This is a genomic window from Stenotrophomonas sp. BR163 (genome assembly GCF_047520985.2).
Taxonomy (GTDB): domain Bacteria; phylum Pseudomonadota; class Gammaproteobacteria; order Xanthomonadales; family Xanthomonadaceae; genus Stenotrophomonas; species Stenotrophomonas sepilia.
Genome location: NZ_JAXBRE020000019.1, coordinates 44,432 through 63,840 on the forward strand (window position 1 = coordinate 44,432; position 19,409 = coordinate 63,840).

Genomic DNA, 19,409 nt, shown 5'->3' on the forward strand with positions numbered 1-19,409 from the left:
GCAGGCGCGGTGGCATGCCTTCTTCATACAGCTTCCTCGAGAATGATATCGGCGATGCGCTCGGCGGCATCGACCTTGGCCAGGGCACGCGCGGCTTGCGCCATCTGCATGCGGCGGGCGGGATTTTCGGACAGATCGCGCAGCAGTGCGGCAATGCCGTCGGCCAGCGTTCCGTCCTGCTTCAGCAACACCGCCGCGCCGCGCTCGACCAGGTACTCCGCATTGCGGGTCTGGTGATCGTCGACGGCAGCGGGGAATGGCACCAGCACGCTGCCGACGCCGGCCGCGCACAGCTCGGCCAGGGTCGACGCACCGGAGCGGCACACGACCAGATCGGCCCAGGCGAAGGCCTCGGCCATGTCGGCGATGAACGGGGTGATTTCCGCCTGCACGCCGGCCTTGGCATACGCCTCGACCGCCTCGGCATGCATCTTCTCGCCACTCTGGTGGCGCACCTGCACCGGCACGCCGGCACCCAGCGCGGCGATCGCCTGCGGCACGCCGGCATTGAGTGCGCGCGCACCCTGGCTGCCACCCACCACCAGCACGCGCAGCGGGCCGTTGCGGTCGGCGAAGCGCTGTTCCGGCGGAGCGATGGCGGCGATCTCCGCACGCACCGGGTTGCCGACGAATTCCTCGCGCTGGGCGAAAGTGCCCGGGAAACCGGTCAGCAGCCGGCGCGCATAACGCGACAGGATGCGGTTGGTCAGGCCGGGCGCACGGTTCTGCTCATGCACGATCAGCGGCAGGCCATGCAGGCGCGTGGCCATGCCACCCGGGCCGGAGGCGAAGCCACCGAAGGCCACCACCGCACGCGGCTGGCGTTTGCGGATGATCATGCCGGCCGCGCGCAGCGCACGCATCAGCCGCCATGGCGCCGCCAGCAGCGCCAGCTTGCCCTTGCCGCGCAGGCCGGTGATCGCCAGCGTGTCGATGGCGATGTCGTGCTGCGGCACCAGGCGGGTTTCCATCGCGCCTTCGGCGCCCATCCAGGTGACCGGCACGCCACGCTCGCGCAGCACGCGGGCCACGGCCAGGCCGGGGAAGATGTGACCGCCGGTACCACCGGCCAGGATCATCACCGGGCGCACCTTCTCGTTGGCTGCACTCATGACAGCCTCCCGAAGGTCGGTTCGATGCGCGACTGCAGGCGGCTGGTGCCGCGCGCGGCGTTCGCCGCAGCGGCAGCCGTCGGCTCGGCGCTCACCGGCACGCTGGCGGCCGCCGGCGTGGCGGCGGGTTCCATCGACTCGGCAGCGGTTTCTTCGGCGCCACCGATGCGCACGGCCTGGCGACGCTCGGCGCGCTTGAGCTCGTAGGACACGCGCAGCAGCAGGCCCATCGCCACGCAGGTCATCAGCACCGACGAGCCGCCGGAGGAGATCAGCGGCAGAGTCAGGCCCTTGGTCGGCAGGATGCCCAGGTTCACGCCGATCGAAACGAAGGTCTGCATGCTGATCCACAGGCCGATGCCGAAGGCGATGTAGCCGGAGAAGTGGCGCTTCATTTCCACGCAGCGCATGCCCAGCCAGAAGGTACGGCCGACCAGCAGCGCGTACAGGGCCACGATCACGCAGGTACCGAGGAAACCGAATTCCTCGGCGGTGACCGAGAAGATGAAGTCGGTATGCGCTTCCGGCAGGTAGTACAGCTTCTGCACCGAATTGCCCAGGCCGACGCCGGTCCACTCGCCACGGCCCACCGCCATCAGCGCGTTGGACAGCTGGTAGCCGTCGCCCTGCTGGTCGGCCCACGGGTCCAGGAACGAGGTGATGCGGCGCATGCGGTACGGCTCGATGATCGCCAGCGCGCTCATGCCGACCAGGCCGATGACCACCGGCATCGACATGCGCGGCATGTTCACCCCGCCCAGCACCAGCATGCCGGCGGTGATCGCCAGCAGCAGGGTCGAAGAACCGAAGTCCGGCTGCAGCAGCAGCAGCACCACCAGCGCACCGGCCACGCCCAGCGGCTTGAGCATCGCCGGCCAGGTCGCATTGACCTCGTCGCGGAAGCGCACCAGGTAGCTGGACAGCCAGACGATGTACAGCACCTTCACCGCCTCGACCGTCTGGAACTTGGAGATGCCCAGGTTGATCCAGCGGCGTGCGCCGTTGACCGTGCTGCCCAGGCCCGGCGCGAACACCGCCAGCAGCAGCACGAAGCAGCCCAGCAGCAGCATCTGGTTGTACTGCTCGATGGATTTCAGCTCGGTGCGGGCGGCGATGACCGCCAGCACGATACCCACCGCCAGGAAGATCAGGTGGCGGTTGAGGTAGTAGAACGGGCTGCTCATCAAGGCGATCGAGCTGGACGCCACCATCACCACGCCCACGCCGGTGAGCGCGATGATCGCGCCCAGCAGCCACTTGTCGTAGCTGCCTTCGATGGCTTCAAGGCGTGTTGCCTGGCGGGACAGGTCGTTCATCTCAGCGCACCTTCAACGTGGCCAGGCCGATCAGCACGAGCACGACGGAGATGATCCAGAAGCGCACGATCACGCGCGGCTCCGGCCAGCCCTTCAGTTCGAAATGGTGGTGGATTGGCGCCATGCGGAACACGCGCTTGCCGGTCAGCTTGAACGAGGCGACCTGGATCATCACCGACAGCGTTTCGATGACGAACACGCCGCCCATGATCACCAGCACCAGTTCCTGGCGGGTGATCACCGCGATCGTGCCCAGCACCGCACCCAGCGCCAGCGCGCCGATGTCGCCCATGAAGACCATGGCCGGATAGGTGTTGAACCACAGGAAGCCCAGGCCGGCACCGGCGATGGCCGCGCAGATGATGACCAGCTCGCCCGCGCCCGGGATCTGCGGGATCTGCAGGTAGTTGGCGAACACCACGTTGCCCGAGGCATAGGCGAACACGCCCAGCGCGCAGGCCACCAGCACGGTCGGCATGATTGCCAGACCGTCCAGGCCGTCGGTCAGGTTCACCGCGTTGGAGAAGCCGACGATCCAGAAGTAGGCGATGGCCACGAAGCCGATGCCGGCCAGCGGCAGCGCGACCGACTTGAACATCGGGATGTAGAAGGTCAGCGCTGCCGGCACGTCGGCCGTGTAGAACAGGAACAGGCCCGCGGCAAGGCCGAAGATCGACTGCAGCAGATACTTCCAGCGCGACTTCAGGCCGTTCGGGTCACGGCGGACGATCTTGATCCAGTCGTCATACCAGCCGATGGCGCCGAAGCACAGCATCACCGCCAGCACCAGCCACACGTAGCGGTTGCGCAGGTCCGCCCACATCAGCACCGACAGGGTGATGGTGAGCAGGATCAGCGAACCGCCCATGGTCGGCGTGCCGGCCTTGGAGAAATGGGTTTGCGGACCGTCCTGGCGGATCGGCTGGCCGCCCTTGAACTGGGCGAGCTTGCGGATCATCGCCGGGCCGAACCACAGCGACAGGAACAGGGCCGTCAGCGCGGCAAGGATGGCGCGGAACGTCTGGTAGTTGAACAGCCCGAACAGGCTCTCCAACTGCTGCAACCATCGAGCCAGTTCATACAACATGCGGGGATTCCTCTCCTTGCGCCAGCAGCGCTTTGACAATCGTGTCCATGGCGCTGCCACGGGAACCCTTGACCAGGCAGCGCACGCCGGCGTGCAGCTCGTCCTTCAGCGCCTGCGACAGCGCGTCATGGGTGGCGAAATGACGGCCGCCGTCGCCGAAGGCGGTGGCGGCGGCGGCACTGAGCGGGCCCAGCGCATACAGGCGCTTGAGGCCGGCGGCGCGTGCGCGGATGCCGGCCTGCGCATGCAGCGCTTCGGCATCCGGGCCCAGCTCGCGCATGTCACCCAGCACCAGCCAGCCCTCTTCCGGGGCAGTGGCCAGGGCATCGATGGCCGCAGCGAGCGAGCCGGGATTGGCGTTGTAGCTGTCGTCCACCAGCACCGCGCCGTTGCGCAGCTGATGGGCGATCTGGCGTCCCGGTACCGGCTGCGCCTCGGCCAGCCCGGCCGCAATCAGCGCCAGATCGACACCGGCCGCCAGCGCCAGGCTGGCGGCGGCCAGCGCATTGCTGACGTTGTGGCGACCCGGCAGGCCCAGCACCACGCGGGCTTCGCCGGTCGGTGCGACCAGGGTGAACTGGCTGCCCTGTGCACCGGCGCGGATGTCGCGCGCGGTCACGTCCGCCGAGTGTTCGAGGCCGTAGCGCAGCACGCGGCAACGCGCCGGGGTGCTGATGAAGTGCTGCTCGAACCAGCGGCCGTAGGCATCGTCGGCGTTGATCACTGCCACGCCATCGGCCGGCAGCGCGGCATAGATCGCGCCCTTGGTCACCGCCACGCCGAGCAGGCTGCCCATGCGTTCCAGGTGTGCCGGGGCAATGTTGTTGACCAGCGCATAGCGCGGGCGGGCGATATCGGTCAGGTAGGCGATATCGCCCGGCTTGCCGGCGCCCATCTCGTAGACAGCGTAGTCGGCATCTTCCGGTGCATCGATCACCGCCAGCGGCAGGCCGATCTCGTTGTTGCGGTTGCCCGGGTTGGCGTAGACCACCTTGTGCGCGTGCTGGGCCACCTGCTGCAGGATCGACAGCAGCAGGCTCTTCACGCTGGTCTTGCCATTGCTGCCGGTGATCGCGAACACCTCGGTGCCACGGTCACGCTGCATGCCGGTGGCGATCTTCGCCAGTGCCAGCTCGCTGTCGGCCACCAGTACCTGCGGCAGCTCGATCGGCAGCAGCCGCTCGACCAGCAGCGCACTGGCACCGCGCGCCTGCGCGTCGGCAGCGAAGTCATGCCCGTCGAAACGCTCACCGCGCAGCGCCACATACAGGCTGCCCGGGCCCAGGTTGCGGGTGTCATTGCTGACTGCATCGATGGCCACGTCGTCGCCGTGGATCTCGCCACCGGCCCAGTGTGCGATCAGCGAAAGCAGGGTGCGCTTCATGCGGCGCCCTCCCCGGCCTGTGCCTGCAGAACACCGGCCTTGGCCGCCAGTGCAGCCGCAGCCACTTCGGTGTCGTCGAAGTCATGACGCACGCCATTCACTTCCTGGTACGGCTCATGGCCCTTGCCGGCAATCAGGATGATGTCGCCGGCACCGGCACGCTTCACCGCCAGGCCGATCGCACGCGCGCGGTTGCGCTGCACGGTCACGGCATCGGCGTGCTGGAAGCCGGCCAGGATGTCGGCCACGATCACGTCGCCATTCTCGCCACGCGGGTTGTCGTCGGTGACAATGACCTGGTTGGCCAGGCGCTCGGCAATCGCCGCCATCTGCGGACGCTTGCCGGTATCGCGCTCGCCACCGCAGCCGAACACGCAGAACAGCGTGCCCTGCAGATGGCCGTGCAGGCTGTCCAGCGCCTGCTCCAGCGCGTCCGGGGTATGTGCGTAGTCGACCACCACGGTCGGCAGGCCGTCTTCGCCGCCGAGGCGGTTCATGCGGCCACGGATCGGCTGCAGCGCCGACAGCACCTCGGCGATGCGCGGCAGCGGCTGGCCCTGCGCCTGCAGGGTGCCGGCCACGGCCAGCAGGTTGTCCACGTTGAAGCGGCCCAGCAGCGGCGACTGCACCGCGGCGCGCTGGCCGTCGATGACCAGCTCGAAGGCAATACCGCGCCCATCCAGCTGCAGCGCTTCAGCGCGCACGCTGGCGTCAGCGGCATCGCGCGAGCTCAGGCCGATCGGTTGCACGCCGGCAGGCAGGCCAGCGAACAGCTGGCGACCGAAGGCGTCGTCCAGGTTGACCACCGCCGCCTTCAGGCCCGGGCGATGGAACAGCCGCGCCTTGGCCGCGCCGTAGCTGGCCATGTCACCGTGGTAGTCCAGATGGTCGCGGGTGAGGTTGGTGAACACCGCCACGTCGTAGTGCACGGCATCCACGCGGCCCTGGTCCAGCGCGTGCGAGCTGACTTCCATCGCCACCGCGCGCGCACCGGCGTCGCGCAGCTGTGCCAGCAGCGCATGCATCTGCAGTACCAGCGGCGTGGTGAATCCGGTCGGCTCGACCGCACCATAAAGTCCGGCGCCCAACGTGCCGATACTGCCACTGGGCGTTCCGAGCAGGTGCCAGGCCTGGGCCAGCAGCTGCACGGTGGAGGTCTTGCCGTTGGTACCGGTCACGCCGACCATCGCCATCGCCCGCGACGGCGCGCCGTGGAACTGGTCGGCCATCGCCCCCATGCGCGCCCGCAGGCCCGGCACGGCGATCGCATCGGCCGGCGCCGGCAGCTCGGCCGGTGCCGGTGGCTCGAACAGGATGGCGCTGGCACCGGCCGCACGGGCCTGCTCGACAAAACCCAGCCCATGCGCGCCGAAACCGGCGATGGCGACGAAGGCATTGCCGGGGCGCACGGCGCGGCTGTCCAGCACCAGGCCGGTCAGAACGGGATCATGGCCCGCCAGGGCCACGTCCGGAAGCAACTGCGAAAGCAACATCGAAGGACTCATTGCGTGCCTCCCGTAGCGGGCGGCGTCTGGGCTTGCGCGCTCGGCAGCGCAGCATCGAATTCAGCGGCGGCATCGACCGGCAGCGCGGTCTCGGCCGGCGGTGCGGGCAGGATCGAGGCCGAATGGCCGACCTTGCCCGACTGCTGTGCGGCCAGCCACGACTGCAGGTCGTCCAGCGGCACGTCCATCAGGCGCAGGGTGCCTTCCATCACGTTGTGATAGACCGGCGCCGACACCAGGCCGCCGTAGAACTTGCCGGCCTGCGGATCGTTGATGACGATGACGGTGGCGAAGCGCGGGTTGGTGGCCGGCACCACGCCGGCAAACAGCGCGTTGTAATGGCCGCGCTCGTAACCACCCGGACCGGCCTTGCGCGCGGTGCCGGTCTTGCCGGCCACGCGGTAGCCCAGCACCGCCGCCTGCTTGGCGCCGCCCTGGGTGACCACCGTCTCCATCATCGCCACCACCTGCCTGGCGACGTTCTCGTCGATGATCTGCTGGCCTTCGTTGCGCTGGCCCTTGACGAAGGTCGGCGCGATCAGGCGCCCGCCGTTGGCCAGCGCCGAGTAGGCGGTGGCAATCTGCAGCGGCGTGACCGACAGGCCGTAGCCGTAGGACATGGTGGTCTTGGTGGTCCCCGACCAGCGCGCCGGACGCATTACCACACCGGCCGATTCACCCGGGAACCCGCTGTGCGGCGCCGAGCCATAGCCGAAGCGGCGCACGCCGTCGTAGAAGGTCTGGTCCGGCATCTTCGCCGCAACCTTGGCTGCACCCACGTTCGAACTGCGGGTGATCACGCCGGTCACGTTCAGCACGCCGTTGTTGCGTGGCACGTCGCGGATGGTGAAGCGACCCAGCGTCATGTAGCCCGGGTTGGTGTCGATGATGGTGTCCTTGGTCACCACACCGGCCTGCAGCGCGGTGGCGATGGTCAGCGGCTTCATCGTCGAACCCGGCTCGACCAGGTCGGTCACCGCGCGGTTGCGGCGCGTATCAGGGATCGCGCCGGTCAACGAATTCGGGTTGTAGGTCGGCAGGTTGACCATGGCCAGGATCTCGCCGGTGGTCACGTCCATGATCACCATTGAACCGCCGGCCGCCTTGTTGGCCACAAGCGCGTTGCGCAGTTCCTTGAAGGCCAGGTACTGGATGCGGCGGTCGATGCTGAGGGTCAGGTCCTTGCCCGGCTCAGCGGCACGCAGCAGATCGCTTTCGACGGTCTCGCCCTTGCGGTTGCGGATCACCCGCTTCGCACCGGGCTTGCCGCGCAGCCATTCGTCGAAGGCCAGTTCCAGGCCTTCCTGGCCGCGATCATCGATGTTGGTGAAGCCCAGCACGTGCGCCATCGCCTCACCCTGCGGGTAGAAGCGGCGGAACTCGCGCTGCGCGGCCACGCCCGGAATCTTCAGCGCGACCACCTTCTCTGCCTCGTCCGGATTGATCCGGCGACGCAGGTACATGAATTCCTTGTCCGACTTCTGCGACAGGCGGCTGCTCAGCTCATCCACCGACATGCCGACCGCCTGGGCCAGCTCGGGGATGCGTTCGGGCGAACGCAGCAGGTCCTGCGGGTTGACCCAGATCGAGGCAACCGGCGTGGACACCGCTAGCGGCTCGCCGTTGCGGTCGGTGATCATGCCGCGCGAAGTCTTGATCGGCAGCTCGCGCAGGTAGCGGGCCTCACCCTGGCGCTGGTAGAAGTCGCTGTTGATGATCTGTACGTAGGCCGCGCGGCCGACCAGCGACACCGAGCACAGGCCGAGCGCCAGCGCGACCCAGCGCAGGCGCTGGCGCAGGTTGAAGGCATTGCGTGGACGGTTGCGACCGGCCTTGCTCATGGGCGCACCACCACGATGTCGGCGGCCTCGGGGAACTTCATGCCGAGCTTTTCGCGGGCGATGCGATCGACACGGTTGGCTTCGGCCAGCGTGGCCTGCTCCAGCTGCAGGCGGCCGAATTCCAGGTTGATGTCATCGCGCTTGCGCTCGGCGCGCGACAGCTCGATGAACGTCTGCCGATGACGGTGACGCACGAACACGACGCCGATCGCCGAGGCCACGGTGCAGGCCAACAGGATGATCAGCAGCAGCCGGCTCATGCGTCGGCCTCCCGCTTCTGGGCCACGCGCAGCACGGCGCTGCGGGCGCGCGGGTTGGCGGCCAGCTCTTCGTCGGTGGCCTTGATGGCCCCGCCGATCAGGTCCAGCGTCGGCACGAACGCAACGGCCTCGGGCAGGCGGCGGTTGGCCGGCGGCGCCTTGGCCAGGCGGTTCATGTACTGCTTGACGATGCGGTCTTCCAGCGAGTGGAAGCTGATCACCGCCAGACGGCCACCGGGCTTGAGCCGTTCCACCGCCGCATCGAGCCCCGCTTCCAGGTCTGCCAGCTCGCGGTTGATGTGGATGCGGATGGCCTGGAAGCTGCGCGTGGCCGGGTGGATCTTGTCCTTGCCACGCGGCATCACCGAGGCGATAAGCTCGGCCAGTTCTGCGGTGCGGGAGAACGGCTGCTTCTCGCGGCGGGCCACGATGGCGCGAGCGATGCGCCGGCTCTGGCGCTCTTCGCCGTAGGTCCACAGCACATCGGCGATCTCGCGCTCTTCCACGCGGTTGATCCACTGCGCAGCGCTTTCACCGCTGTCCGGGTCCATGCGCATGTCCAGCGGGCCGTCCTTGCCGAAGCTGAAGCCACGTTCGGCCACATCCAGCTGCGGCGACGACACGCCCAGGTCGAACAGCACGCCGTCCAGGCCTTCGGCCGTCGCATCCCACTGCAGCAGCTGGGCGAAGCTGCCACGGAAGATGGACACGCGCGGGTCCGGCGCGAAATCGCGCTCGGCAACGGCGATGGCTTCCGGATCCTTGTCCATGACCAGCAGGCGCCCCTCGGGACCGAGCTGGGTGAGCACGCCACGTGCATGACCGCCACGACCGAACGTGCCATCCAGATAACGTCCGTTTTCGATCACCCTCAGGCCTTCAAGGACCTGGGTGTACAGGACCGGCAGGTGCACCGCCGGCGACTGCGACACCGGAAGGTGACCGGCCTGCGCTTCTGGGCGCATCCGGGCACCCCGGCTCACAACTTCAGGTCGAGCAACCCATCACCCAGATCCTCGTCAGACAACGTCTGCTGGATCAGGGCCCGATGCGCCTGCTCGCTCCACAATTCGAACTTGTCGCCCATGCCGAGCAATACCGCCTTCTTCTCAATGCCCACCGCACCGCGGTGGCTGGCGGGGATGCTGATGCGACCGTTGCCGTCCAGCTCCAGATGGGCGGCCGAGCCGACCAGCTTCTGCTGCAACAGGCGCACGACGCGCTGGGTGTTGGGCTTGGACATCACATCGTCGCGGACCCGTTCCCATTCCGACTCTGCGTACAGCCACAGGCAGCCGGCTTCGAACGGGTTGTAGGTCAGCACGAGACGGTTGTTGCTGGCGCGCGCGACGAGGTCGCGGTAAGCGGTGGGAACCGCCATGCGCCCCTTGTCGTCAACTGTGATGGCCGTCTCGCCCTGGAACACGACGCCTGCACCTTGTCCTTCGCCCGGTGAAACATTGAACCACGAAAACCCACAAAACACCCGGATTTCCCTCTGATGCCCACCTTAGCAGCGGGCCGAGGGTTGTCAACAACTTTTCGGCAGGGAAATCGCCAGCCGCATCAATGGCTTGCAACAACCTTTAGAGAATTGTTCAAGGCTTATCCACAAGTTGCTGATCCGTCTCAATTTTTGAGATTGAACGGAAGTTCAGGGGCGTGGACGGGGCGTGAAACATCGGCCGCGCATTCATCCGAGCCGGGCCGGAAACGGCGCCAGACTGCGCAAACGGTGCACAATGAGGCCATGTGCCTGCTTGCTCTTGGCTGGATGCACCACCCGCGCTGGCGGCTGGTGATGACCGGCAACCGTGATGAGTTCCACGCCCGCCCCACCGCGGCGCTGGCCCCCTGGCAGGATGAGACCTCCGTCATCGGGGGACGCGACCTGCGCTCCGGCGGTGGCTGGGCCGGAGTCGGCGCCTCGGGCCGGATGGCGGTGGTCACCAACGTCCGCGACCCGCTGGCGGCCCAGACCGGACCGTCGCGGGGCGCGCTGATGGCCGACTTCCTGCGCGGCCGCGACCCGGCCGCCGTGCATATCGAGCGGTTGGCAACCGTGGCGGGTGCCTACGCCCCATTCAATCTGTTGCTGGCCGATGGCGACAGCCTGGAGTACCTGGGCAACCATCCCGCCGAACGGCAGACGCTTGGCCCGGGCGTCCACGGCATGTCCAACGGCACGCTGGACGCGCCCTGGCCGAAGACCCGACGGCTGATGGCCGCGCTGTCGGCATGGCTGGAAGCAGACGGGGTCAGATCCCTTTCGCAACGCGAAAGGGATCTGACCCCGGACCTGACCCCGCTCTGGAATGCCTTGGCCGATGAACACCGCCCCGCCGACAGCGACCTGCCCGACACCGGCATCGGCCTGGAACGCGAGCGCTGGTTGAGCCCGGCCTTCATCCGCGGCGACGACTACGGCACCCGCGCCAGCACCGTGCTGCTGATCGACGCCGACGGCCACGGCGAGATCCACGAACGCCGCTTCGGCCCGCAGGGTGTACCGAGCGGACAAAGCCACGTCATTTTCTGACCTGGTCATGACCGCCCTTGGCCAGATGCTCCTGGTGGGGGTAGTGCCGGCCGCTGGCCGGCAGCCTTTGGATGCTCGGATTCGCCATGAAGCTGCCGGCCAGCGGCCGGCACTACCCGCAGCTTGCTGTCGCGATCCACGTGACGGCGGTCGCCATCGCAGCGGGCTTGAAACGTCATTCAGCTTTCAGCCGCGACCGCAATGTGCCCGTACCACAGGGGTTCCGGCATTCCAGCCCACCCACTGTGTCCTTTTCGCATTCGGCACTGTGTCTATAAATGTCGGCCCTGACCTCCCAGGGTGGTCGCGCCCGGCACCACGCCGCGCGATCGACCGCAACCACAAGGAGGCCCCATGCGCCGCATCCTCATCCTGCTCGCCACCCACCTGCTCACCCTCGGCCTGGGCTTCGGCCTGGGCGTCTACTTCCTGCCGATCCTGATCGCCCCCGATGACCCGCCGGCCGCCCAGGTACAGGCCGCGATGAAGGACGCCACCTACCGCACCACTTTCCGCCGCGACCTGAAAGGCAGCGACGCGGTGCACTGGGCCGAAGGCAAGGTCAGCGTCAGTGCCACCCAGGTCGCCTTCGACGGGAAGATGGGACCGGGCCCGGATTACAAGGTGTACCTGGTTCGCGATTTCGTCGACAACAAGGCCGACTTCCTGAAGATCAAGGCGCAGGCCCAGCGCATCGGCGAGGTAAAGACCTTCAACCGCTTCCTGGTGGAGGTGCCCGCGAACGTGGATGTGAACGACTACACCACCGTCGTGGTGTGGTGCGAACGCTTCTCGCAGTTCATTTCCGCCGGGCAGTACCGCATGCCGGGCTGATCAGGGCATGGGGTCGGATCCCTTTCCTCTGGAAAGGGATCCGACCCCGGAATCACGGTAGATCCACGCCATGCGTGGAAGAAGAAAGAGGCGGAGCCGGCCGATAAGCCGGGTTCTGTCGTGGACAGTCATTCCTCTAGGCGTTACGTCACCGCAACGCTCAAGCAACCTACCCGGATCCAACGCGGGCCGCGCCAAAGGATCCCTATTTGGTCTTGCTCCAGGTGGGGTTTGCCGTGCCGGTCTGTTGCCAGACTCGCGGTGCGCTCTTACCGCACCATTTCACCCTTACCGGCCTTCCGAAGAAGACGTAGGCGGTATCTTTCTGTTGCACTTTCCGTCGGCTTGCGCCGCCCAGGCGTTACCTGGCACCTTGCCCTATGGAGCCCGGACTTTCCTCGGCACCCCCGAAGGGATGACGCGACTGTCTGGCCGACTCCGCCAGCGCGCATTCTAGCGTACGCACGCCTTTCCTGCCGTGCCGATCGCGGCGTCCGGTTCATCCACGCGTGGTGTGGCTCTAGCGGCCCTTCGCCTTCGCCCTCGCCATCACCGCCGCCCGCGACTCCAGCACCACCCCGACGATCAATTCCCGCACCTGCGGTCGCGAACCGTCCCATTCAATGCGGCGGACGCGCACGTCCACGCGATCGCCCGGCGCGTGGGCTTTCAACGCTTGGCCGATACCGAAGACGGTCTTCACTCGGGTACCCGCCACGGCCAGCACCTCATCCCCCTTGCGCAGGCCGGCGCGATGGGCCGGACCCTCGTCAGGCTCGGATTCGATCACGGTCGCACCCCCCATCTGAACGCCGAGGACCGGGCGCAGCGCATCGCTACGCGAATCCCCTTCCCCGGCCTGTTCGCGCGCCAATTCGGTGGCGCCCAGCAGTGCATCGTCCAACCCCGCATCGAAATACGGCGCGTTGTCCACGAATGCGGCGCATTGCCACGACGCGCGCTCGGGTACCGGCTCGCGCCCCGCACGCAGGGCCTGCCGCAGGTCGCGCCATTGCGCCGCGCTGACGTACCGCTGCTGGCTGTTCACCAATTGCTGGTAGGCCGCCTCGATCTGTGCGTGGTTGCCGGCCCCCACCTGCAGACATCCCTCGTAGTTCTCCAACGCGTCACGTGCCGCGCGATAGGTCAGGTAATTGCTGTAATCGCGGACCGACTGCAGCCGATTGAATTCGACCAACCCCGGATCGAACAGCAGGTAGCCAACATAGTCCGGGCCCAGATCGGCTTCGGTAATGGCCGCAGGTGGCGGCCCTTCAGCTGCAGGAGCTGGCACGTCGGCCAGAGCGAACAGCAGGAACAGTCCCTTTTCCAGCATCTGTCTTCCCTCCCTCAAGTAAATTTGAGAGCTTCATTCCTTCACCCCCAGAATTCCGCCGCTCATTCGCATTCCAGCGTCCCAGGCTGTGAATGACCCATGCAGCCTGCACGCTTTTCAGGACTTTTCGTCCAGCTCCCGGCGAAGATCGTCGACCCATCGCTTTCTGCTGCTACGGTCATACTCGGCCGGCGAGAACGGCATCGACGCACGCGCATAATCGTCGATCAGTGCCAGCAGCGCCTGCCTGTCGACACGCGCGTCGAGAGGAGTGTGGGTGTCACTGGCGAGTGCGACCAGTTGTTCCTGGAGCAGCTCCTTTCTTGCGATGCCGGCGCCGGTGGACGGATCTGCGATACACAGACCGAAGGTCCCGTTGAAGAAGTGCGGGAGCAGCAGTTGCGCCTTGTCGTGCGCAGCGTTGGCATCCCCAAGCACGGCTGTCATGTAGCCCTCGAGCTCCTGCAGCAGAACGTCGACCACAGCCGCCCGCTCACTGCCCGGTGGTGCATGATCGGCAATGCGTATCCAGCGTGCGCAATCGGTACGGAAGTACTCCTCCACAAGGTCTTCGCTGATGGGAATGGAGCCGAACACTGCAGATCGGATGGCGCCACCCTCGCAGGTGTAGGTGGGCTGCGGCACCGCGCCCACTGCAATCAGGCGACTGAGTCTTTCTTCTGACACATTGCAGAATGCGGCGAACGCATCCTTTGGCAGGAAATGAGCTTGAAGGTAGGCTGTCAATGCCATCTCGAACAATTACTCCCAAGTGGGGGATGAAGAGGCGTGTGCAGGGGCGTCTTCGTCCAGGACAGACATCCCGAGCACCGGTCCTCACGCCTCAGACGCCTCGGAAATGGGGTCACACTACGGACACCCTTCCGCATCGGGAGTATCCGCACGGGCTCGACTGATCTCAATGCCGCTCTGCAGGACGTCCCGCAATACCCAAGGCTGCAGGCTTCGTACGATCATCAGTGGGTCGGTCATTGCTGCTCATCACGACATCGCCTGTCCCCGGATTCGTCCCTCAGCCGCGCACGTGAGCACGTTCACGCCGCAGAGGTTGGCGTCCCTCCGGCGGATCCGAACCGTTTCGCATTTCGCGCCGCGCGCTGCCCCGACATGGCCCGGAGCGAGCGATCAACTGCCGTACAGCGCCTTGCGCGGCGCACCGGTCAGTTCCGCGGCCAGCTTGGCGGCGGTCGACGGCGGCAGGTGCTCGCTCAGCTTCGCGTAGACGCGGCGACCATGCGCCAGCTGCGCTTCCTCGTCGTCACCGGCACCCTGCACCATCACCACGAACTCGCCCTTGCGCTGGTTGTCGTCGGCCTCGACTTGGGCCAGCAGCCCCGCCAGGTCGCCATCAAGCACGGTCTCGAACAGCTTGGTCAGCTCGCGGGCCAGCACCGCCGGGCGCTCGCCGCCGAAGATCGCCGCCATGTCGGCCAGCGACTCGGCGATACGGTGCGAGGATTCGTAGAACACCATCGTGCGCACTTCGCCGGCCAGCGCCTGCAGGCGGTCGCGGCGGCCGCTGGCCCTGGCCGGCAGGAAACCCTCGAAGCTGAAACGGTCGCTGGGCAGGCCGGCCACGCTCAGCGCGGCGATGGCGGCGCAGGCACCGGGCACCGGGCTGACCTTGATACCCGCCGCGCGCGCGGCACGCACCAGGCGGAAACCGGGGTCACTGACCAGCGGGGTACCGGCATCGCTGACCAGCGCCAGCGACTCGCCGGCCTGCAATCGCGAAACCAGGCGCTGCGCCAGGGCCTCTTCATTGTGTTCGTGCAGGGCCACCAGCGGTTGCTGGATGCCGAAATGGGACAGCAGCTGGCCGCTGCGGCGGGTGTCCTCGGCACAGATGGCCGCCACCGAACGCAGCACCTCCTGCGCGCGCGGGCTCAGATCGGCCAGGTTGCCGATCGGCGTGGCGACGACGTACAGGGTTGGCACACTCATTTCAGCGGTACTCACGGGGCAAGGGTAGAATCGTAGCGTGTACCCGGCCAAGGCCGCTGCCCCCATCGCATGGACCCGATCATGAACAAGCCCGCCGCACGGATCTCCGCCCTGTCGTTGTCGCTGATGCTGCTGGCCGGTTGTGCCACCACCAGCCTGACCAGCACGCCCGATTCGCCGGCCCAGAGCCAGGCGCTGGCGCTGATCGAACAGGGCAAGCCGCGCGATGCCGCGCTGCAGCTGGAAGGCCTGGCCTCCACCCTGCGCGGCGGCGCCCGCAGCAACGCACTGGCCGATGCGGCCTGGGCCTGGCACCTCGCAGGCGACAGTGCCCGCGCGCGCAGCCTGCTCGGCCAGCTCACCGCACGCCAGCTGTCCGGCGCCAGCCTGCAGCGCTACCAGCTGACCAGTGCCGAGCTCGCCCTGGCCGACAAGCAGCCGGCGCAGGCGCTGGCCCTGCTGAAGGACCACGGCGACAACGTGCTGCCGGCCCTGCGCACACGCTGGTACCTGGCCCGTGCCAGTGCCCTGCAGGGCACCGGCGATGCCTTCGGTGCCGCCACCGAACGGGCCCGCGCCCATTCCAGCCTGACCGGCAGCGCGCGCAGCGAGAACCAGGCCGCCATTGCCGGCCTGCTCGGCACCCTCGACGACGCCACCCTGCGCAGCCGTGCCGCCGCCCTGCCGGCCAACGACCCGCTCTACAACTTCGCCGGCCGTGCACTGATCGCGCGCGGCCTGCCGCTGCCGCGCCCGTTCGACCGCGATGGCGCGGCCCAGTTCGACACCAGCAAGCGCCCGCCGGCGATGAGCGACGGTTACCGCCCGCCGGCCAAGCTGGCCGTGCTGCTGCCGCTCAGCGGCCGCCTGGCCACCGCCGCACAGCCGGTGCGCGATGGCCTGTTGAGCGCCTACTACGGTGAAAGCCGGCGCCGCCCGGACATCAACTTCTTCGACACCGCCGGCACCCCGGCCGGTGCCCTGGCCGCCTATGACAAGGCCGTCGCCTCCGGCGCCGACTTCGTGGTCGGTCCGCTGGGCCGCGACGAAGTGGACGCCGTGTACGGCCGGCAGCAGCTGCAGGTGCCGGTGCTGGCCCTGAACCGCGGCAAGGACGCACCGCCGGCCGGCAGTGCCGGCTTCTCGCTGGCACCGGAAGACGACGGCATCGTCGCCGCCGAGTACCTGCGTGGCCGCGAGCGCGGCAAGGCGCTGGTGATCAACAGCGCTGACGACACCGGCCGCCGTGCCGCCGCCGCCTTTGCCCAGCGCTTCGCGCAGCGCGGTGGCCAGGTGGTGGCCACGATCGGCGTCACCGATGCCGTCGGCGATGTCGGCGCGCAGGTGCGCAACGCCGGCCAGGTCGATGCCGTGTTCCTCGCCGTGCGTGCGCCGCAGGCGCGCCTGCTGGCGCCGCAGCTGGCGCTGGCCGGTGCAGGCGGCGCGACCCGCGTTGGCACGTCGCAGCTGACCGTTGGCAGCGGCAAGGTGGAAGAAGACGTGGCGCTGGACGGCATCGTCTATCCGAACGAAGCCTGGAACGTGCGCAGTGTGTCCGGCCTGCCGTCGGCCAGCCAGGTGGCCAGCACCCTGCCGAGCGCACGCGGTGCGGCCGGCCGCCTGTTCGCCTTCGGTGCCGACGCCTGGAAGATCACCGCCTACCTGGACAAGCTGTCTAACGAAGGCGGCCTGGACGGCGCCACCGGCACCCTGTTCCTGGACAGCAACGGCAACATCCTGCGCCAGCCGGCCTGGTCGACCTTCAACGGCGGCCGGCCGATGCCGATCATCGGTGGTCGCTGAGCGCAGCCAACGTGGCTCGGCGGTGGAAGCCGCCGCCGAGCAGCACCTGCAACAGGCCGGACTGCGGCCGCGTGCGCGCAACGTCCGATATCGCGGCGGTGAACTGGACCTGGTGATGGACGATGCCGGCACCGTGGTGTTCGTCGAAGTGCGCTACCGCGCGCGATCCGATTTCGGTGGCGGCGCCGCCTCGGTGGATGCGCGCAAATGCCGGCGCCTGGCCCACGCCGCGCAGCTGTACCTGCAGGACCACCCGGCGCTGGCCAATGCGCCCTGCCGTTTCGATGTGGTCGAAGCCACCGGCGAACCGCCGCAGCTGCATTGGCTGCGGGATGCGTTCCGATTGGATGACTGCTGATGGCTACTCTTTGCCGGCCAGCGGCCGGCACTACCCGTCGGACCTGCAGCCGGCCCGCGGCCGGTACGACCATGGTGCGTGACTGATGCCGTCGATCATCACCCATGCCGCTGTGCCGCTGGCGCTGTGGTGCGCCGCTGATCGTGGCCGCATCCCGCCGCGCCTGCTGGCCGCCGGCGTGATCGCCGCCATGCTGCCCGATGCCGATGTACTGGCCTTTGCCCTGCACATTCCCTATGCCGATGCCTTCGGCCATCGCGGCGCCAGCCACTCACTGCTGTTCGCCGGCGTGCTGGCAGCATTGGCCGCGGCGTTGGCGTTCTTGGGCAGTCGCCGACCTTGGTCGGCGGATGTGTGCCAACCAAGGTTGGCATCTACCGTACAAGCCGCTGTATTCGTCTTCGCCTGCGCCGCCAGCCATCCGCTGCTCGATGCGATGACCTCCGGTGGTCTGGGCGTCGCGCTGGCCTGGCCGTGGAGCGAACAGCGCTTCTTCGCGCCGTGGCGCCCCATCCGCGTGTCACCGTTCGCGCCACAGTTCTTCAGCGCACGCGGCGTGGCTACCCTGCTCTCCGAACTGCGCTTGGTGTGGCTGCCACTGGCCGGCGCCGTTGTCGCCTGGAAACTGATCCAACCCGCTCCTGCTGCCCCACGAGATCCGTCATGAGTCCTGCCCTGCCTGCTGCCCTGGTTGCCGAACTGTCCACCCTGCTGGGCACGGAGGGCTGGCGCATGGATGACGGCGCGCTGGAGGCGAATGCGCAGGACAACTCATGGCGCCATCAGCGGCCGGCTGCAGTGGCGTTTCCGGCGGACATCGAGCAGGTGCAGGCGCTGGTGCGTGCATGCCGCGCGCATGGCGTGGCGCTGGTCGCGCGCGGTGCCGGCACCGGTACCACCGGTGCCGCGGTCCCGCAGCCGGGCAGCATCGTACTCTCGTTCACCCGCATGGACCGCATCGTGGAGATCCGCGCCGGTGATCGCTGCGCGGTCGTGCAGCCGGGCGTGTTGAACGGCACGCTGCAGCAGGCGCTGGCGCCACATGGCCTGTTCTGGGCGCCGGACCCATCCAGCGCGGAGATCTGCAGCGTGGGGGGCAACCTGGCCTGCAACGCCGGTGGCCCGCGCGCGGTGAAGTACGGCACCAGCCGCGACAACGTGCTGGGCCTGGTGGCGGTGACCGGCACCGGCGAGGTGATCCGCTGCGGTGGCGCCTACACCAAAGACGCCACTGGCTACGATCTGACCCATCTGCTGGTGGGCAGCGAAGGTACGCTGGCATTGATCGTGGAAGCCACGCTGAAACTGACCCCGCTGCCGGTCAGCCAGGCCGGGCTGCGCGTGTTGTACCGCGATGCCGATGCTGCTGCGGCCGCCGTATCGCGGTTGATGTCGCAGCCGGTGGTACCCACCCGCCTGGAATTCATGGACGCGCGCAGCCTGGAGCTGCTGCGGATGAATGGTGCCGATGTGCCGGAGGCAGGCGCGATGCTGCTGGTCGAGGCCGATGGTGACCACGACACCCTGCCTTATCTGCTGCAGGCACTGGCCAGTGCCGCCGAAGGCGACGGCATGATCGAGCTGGACGTGGCGATGGAGGGCCGCGCGCGCGACCAGCTGTGGGCCGCGCGCAAGGCACTGTCGCCGGCACTGCGCACCGTCGCGCCCGGCAAGATCAATGAAGACGTGGTGGTGCCGGTGTCGCGCATTCCAGAGCTGGTGGCTGGCGTGCAGGCATTGGCACGCGACTACACGCTGACCATCGTCACCTTCGGTCATGCCGGCAACGGCAACCTGCACGTCAACATTCTTTACCACCCGGACGACGCCGACGAAAACGCACGCGCGCATGCCGCACTGCCGAAGATCTTCGAACTGACGCTGTCACTGGGCGGCACGCTGTCCGGCGAGCATGGCATTGGGTTGGCCAAGCGCGATTTCATGGCGCAGGCGTTCAGCCCGGCCACGCTGGCGACGATGCGCGCGATCAAGGCCGCGCTGGACCCGGACGGCATCCTCAACCCGGGCAAGGTGCTGCCGCCGGCATAGACCGCGCACATTCCTTCGCA

The 19,409-nt window shown here is 67.8% G+C and carries 18 protein-coding genes and 1 other RNA gene; 6 read left to right on the plus strand and 13 right to left on the minus strand.

Going from position 1 to position 19,409, the window contains the following annotated elements; all coding sequences use genetic code 11:
• Positions 1-23: 23 nt before the first annotated feature.
• Genes murG through mraZ form a run of 9 tightly spaced genes read right to left on the minus strand, consistent with a single transcriptional unit; the run spans position 24 to position 9,931 of the window.
• Complete coding sequence (gene murG / locus ACM0PY_RS15365; protein ID WP_005415293.1) at positions 24-1,112, minus strand: undecaprenyldiphospho-muramoylpentapeptide beta-N-acetylglucosaminyltransferase; 1,089 nt, start codon at positions 1,110-1,112, stop codon at positions 24-26.
• Complete coding sequence (gene ftsW / locus ACM0PY_RS15370; RefSeq protein ID WP_188218676.1) at positions 1,109-2,428, minus strand: putative lipid II flippase FtsW; 1,320 nt, start codon at positions 2,426-2,428, stop codon at positions 1,109-1,111. The genes murG and ftsW overlap by 4 nt, the downstream gene beginning before the upstream one ends.
• Position 2,429: 1 nt before the next feature.
• Positions 2,430-3,515: a phospho-N-acetylmuramoyl-pentapeptide-transferase gene (mraY, locus tag ACM0PY_RS15375; RefSeq protein WP_061478394.1), complete on the minus strand. Its 1,086-nt coding sequence runs from the start codon at positions 3,513-3,515 to the stop codon at positions 2,430-2,432.
• Positions 3,505-4,899: a UDP-N-acetylmuramoyl-tripeptide--D-alanyl-D-alanine ligase gene (locus ACM0PY_RS15380; protein WP_180885316.1), complete on the minus strand. Its 1,395-nt coding sequence runs from the start codon at positions 4,897-4,899 to the stop codon at positions 3,505-3,507. Before ACM0PY_RS15380 ends, mraY begins: the two co-directional genes overlap by 11 nt.
• Entirely contained in the window at positions 4,896-6,404 is a 1,509-nt protein-coding gene (locus ACM0PY_RS15385) for a UDP-N-acetylmuramoyl-L-alanyl-D-glutamate--2,6-diaminopimelate ligase (RefSeq protein ID WP_180885318.1), read from the minus strand. The genes ACM0PY_RS15380 and ACM0PY_RS15385 overlap by 4 nt, the downstream gene beginning before the upstream one ends.
• Positions 6,401-8,245 (minus strand): peptidoglycan D,D-transpeptidase FtsI family protein, encoded by a 1,845-nt coding sequence (locus ACM0PY_RS15390; RefSeq protein ID WP_069139504.1) that lies wholly within the window; start codon positions 8,243-8,245, stop codon positions 6,401-6,403. Before ACM0PY_RS15390 ends, ACM0PY_RS15385 begins: the two co-directional genes overlap by 4 nt.
• The gene (gene ftsL / locus ACM0PY_RS15395) at positions 8,242-8,505 is read right to left on the minus strand and encodes a cell division protein FtsL (protein ID WP_005415286.1); all 264 of its coding nucleotides are present in this window, start codon (positions 8,503-8,505) and stop codon (positions 8,242-8,244) included. The genes ACM0PY_RS15390 and ftsL overlap by 4 nt, the downstream gene beginning before the upstream one ends.
• Positions 8,502-9,470, minus strand: a complete 969-nt coding sequence (rsmH, locus tag ACM0PY_RS15400; RefSeq protein WP_049468237.1) for a 16S rRNA (cytosine(1402)-N(4))-methyltransferase RsmH — start codon at positions 9,468-9,470, stop codon at positions 8,502-8,504. Before rsmH ends, ftsL begins: the two co-directional genes overlap by 4 nt.
• A gap of 14 nt (positions 9,471-9,484) precedes the next feature.
• Positions 9,485-9,931, minus strand: coding sequence for a division/cell wall cluster transcriptional repressor MraZ (gene mraZ, locus ACM0PY_RS15405; protein ID WP_004143635.1), 447 nt, complete (start codon positions 9,929-9,931; stop codon positions 9,485-9,487).
• 324 nt (positions 9,932-10,255) lie between these two features.
• Here mraZ and ACM0PY_RS15410 point away from each other — a divergent pair, with 324 nt between their 5' ends.
• Positions 10,256-11,044: an NRDE family protein gene (locus ACM0PY_RS15410; RefSeq protein WP_180885320.1), complete on the plus strand. Its 789-nt coding sequence runs from the start codon at positions 10,256-10,258 to the stop codon at positions 11,042-11,044.
• Between the two features lie 354 nt (positions 11,045-11,398).
• Positions 11,399-11,878, plus strand: a complete 480-nt coding sequence (locus tag ACM0PY_RS15415; RefSeq protein WP_134972848.1) for a DM13 domain-containing protein — start codon at positions 11,399-11,401, stop codon at positions 11,876-11,878.
• 88 nt (positions 11,879-11,966) lie between these two features.
• Here the strand turns inward: ACM0PY_RS15415 and rnpB are convergent.
• The 4 genes from rnpB to rsmI form a co-directional block, all read right to left on the minus strand.
• Positions 11,967-12,318: RNase P RNA component class A (rnpB, locus tag ACM0PY_RS15420), an RNA gene on the minus strand.
• An 80-nt stretch (positions 12,319-12,398) separates the two neighbouring features.
• Entirely contained in the window at positions 12,399-13,214 is an 816-nt protein-coding gene (locus ACM0PY_RS15425; protein ID WP_180885324.1) for a PDZ domain-containing protein, read from the minus strand.
• A 117-nt stretch (positions 13,215-13,331) separates the two neighbouring features.
• Positions 13,332-13,967: a DUF6058 family natural product biosynthesis protein gene (locus ACM0PY_RS15430; protein ID WP_180885325.1), complete on the minus strand. Its 636-nt coding sequence runs from the start codon at positions 13,965-13,967 to the stop codon at positions 13,332-13,334.
• 393 nt (positions 13,968-14,360) lie between these two features.
• The gene (gene rsmI, locus ACM0PY_RS15435) at positions 14,361-15,179 is read right to left on the minus strand and encodes a 16S rRNA (cytidine(1402)-2'-O)-methyltransferase (RefSeq protein WP_414609456.1); all 819 of its coding nucleotides are present in this window, start codon (positions 15,177-15,179) and stop codon (positions 14,361-14,363) included.
• Between the two features lie 81 nt (positions 15,180-15,260).
• Between rsmI and ACM0PY_RS15440 the strand changes: the two genes are divergently transcribed.
• The 4 genes from ACM0PY_RS15440 (at position 15,261) to ACM0PY_RS15455 (ending at position 19,389) form a co-directional block, all read left to right on the plus strand.
• On the plus strand, positions 15,261-16,982 hold the full coding sequence (locus tag ACM0PY_RS15440; protein ID WP_180885327.1) for a penicillin-binding protein activator: 1,722 nt from the start codon (positions 15,261-15,263) through the stop codon (positions 16,980-16,982).
• Complete coding sequence (locus tag ACM0PY_RS15445; RefSeq protein ID WP_180885329.1) at positions 16,972-17,340, plus strand: YraN family protein; 369 nt, start codon at positions 16,972-16,974, stop codon at positions 17,338-17,340. Before ACM0PY_RS15440 ends, ACM0PY_RS15445 begins: the two co-directional genes overlap by 11 nt.
• Positions 17,341-17,425: 85 nt before the next feature.
• On the plus strand, positions 17,426-18,007 hold the full coding sequence (locus tag ACM0PY_RS15450; protein ID WP_180885331.1) for a metal-dependent hydrolase: 582 nt from the start codon (positions 17,426-17,428) through the stop codon (positions 18,005-18,007).
• Complete coding sequence (locus tag ACM0PY_RS15455; protein WP_180885333.1) at positions 18,004-19,389, plus strand: FAD-binding oxidoreductase; 1,386 nt, start codon at positions 18,004-18,006, stop codon at positions 19,387-19,389. Before ACM0PY_RS15450 ends, ACM0PY_RS15455 begins: the two co-directional genes overlap by 4 nt.
• The last annotated feature ends 20 nt before the right edge of the window (positions 19,390-19,409 follow it).

Coding starts and splice junctions, on each gene's coding strand:
- ACM0PY_RS15440 (WP_180885327.1), top strand. CDS start 15,261: ATGAACAAGCCCGCCGCACGGATCTCCGCCCTGTCGTTGTCGCTGATG.
- rsmH (WP_049468237.1), bottom strand. CDS start 9,470: ATGCGCCCAGAAGCGCAGGCCGGTCACCTTCCGGTGTCGCAGTCGCCG.
- ACM0PY_RS15415 (WP_134972848.1), top strand. CDS start 11,399: ATGCGCCGCATCCTCATCCTGCTCGCCACCCACCTGCTCACCCTCGGC.
- ACM0PY_RS15380 (WP_180885316.1), bottom strand. CDS start 4,899: ATGAAGCGCACCCTGCTTTCGCTGATCGCACACTGGGCCGGTGGCGAG.
- rsmI (WP_414609456.1), bottom strand. CDS start 15,179: ATGAGTGTGCCAACCCTGTACGTCGTCGCCACGCCGATCGGCAACCTG.
- ACM0PY_RS15425 (WP_180885324.1), bottom strand. CDS start 13,214: ATGCTGGAAAAGGGACTGTTCCTGCTGTTCGCTCTGGCCGACGTGCCA.
- ftsL (WP_005415286.1), bottom strand. CDS start 8,505: ATGAGCCGGCTGCTGCTGATCATCCTGTTGGCCTGCACCGTGGCCTCG.
- ACM0PY_RS15385 (WP_180885318.1), bottom strand. CDS start 6,404: ATGAGTCCTTCGATGTTGCTTTCGCAGTTGCTTCCGGACGTGGCCCTG.
- ACM0PY_RS15390 (WP_069139504.1), bottom strand. CDS start 8,245: ATGAGCAAGGCCGGTCGCAACCGTCCACGCAATGCCTTCAACCTGCGC.
- ACM0PY_RS15410 (WP_180885320.1), top strand. CDS start 10,256: ATGTGCCTGCTTGCTCTTGGCTGGATGCACCACCCGCGCTGGCGGCTG.
- ftsW (WP_188218676.1), bottom strand. CDS start 2,428: ATGAACGACCTGTCCCGCCAGGCAACACGCCTTGAAGCCATCGAAGGC.
- ACM0PY_RS15450 (WP_180885331.1), top strand. CDS start 17,426: ATGCCGTCGATCATCACCCATGCCGCTGTGCCGCTGGCGCTGTGGTGC.
- mraY (WP_061478394.1), bottom strand. CDS start 3,515: ATGTTGTATGAACTGGCTCGATGGTTGCAGCAGTTGGAGAGCCTGTTC.
- ACM0PY_RS15455 (WP_180885333.1), top strand. CDS start 18,004: ATGAGTCCTGCCCTGCCTGCTGCCCTGGTTGCCGAACTGTCCACCCTG.
- ACM0PY_RS15430 (WP_180885325.1), bottom strand. CDS start 13,967: ATGGCATTGACAGCCTACCTTCAAGCTCATTTCCTGCCAAAGGATGCG.
- murG (WP_005415293.1), bottom strand. CDS start 1,112: ATGAGTGCAGCCAACGAGAAGGTGCGCCCGGTGATGATCCTGGCCGGT.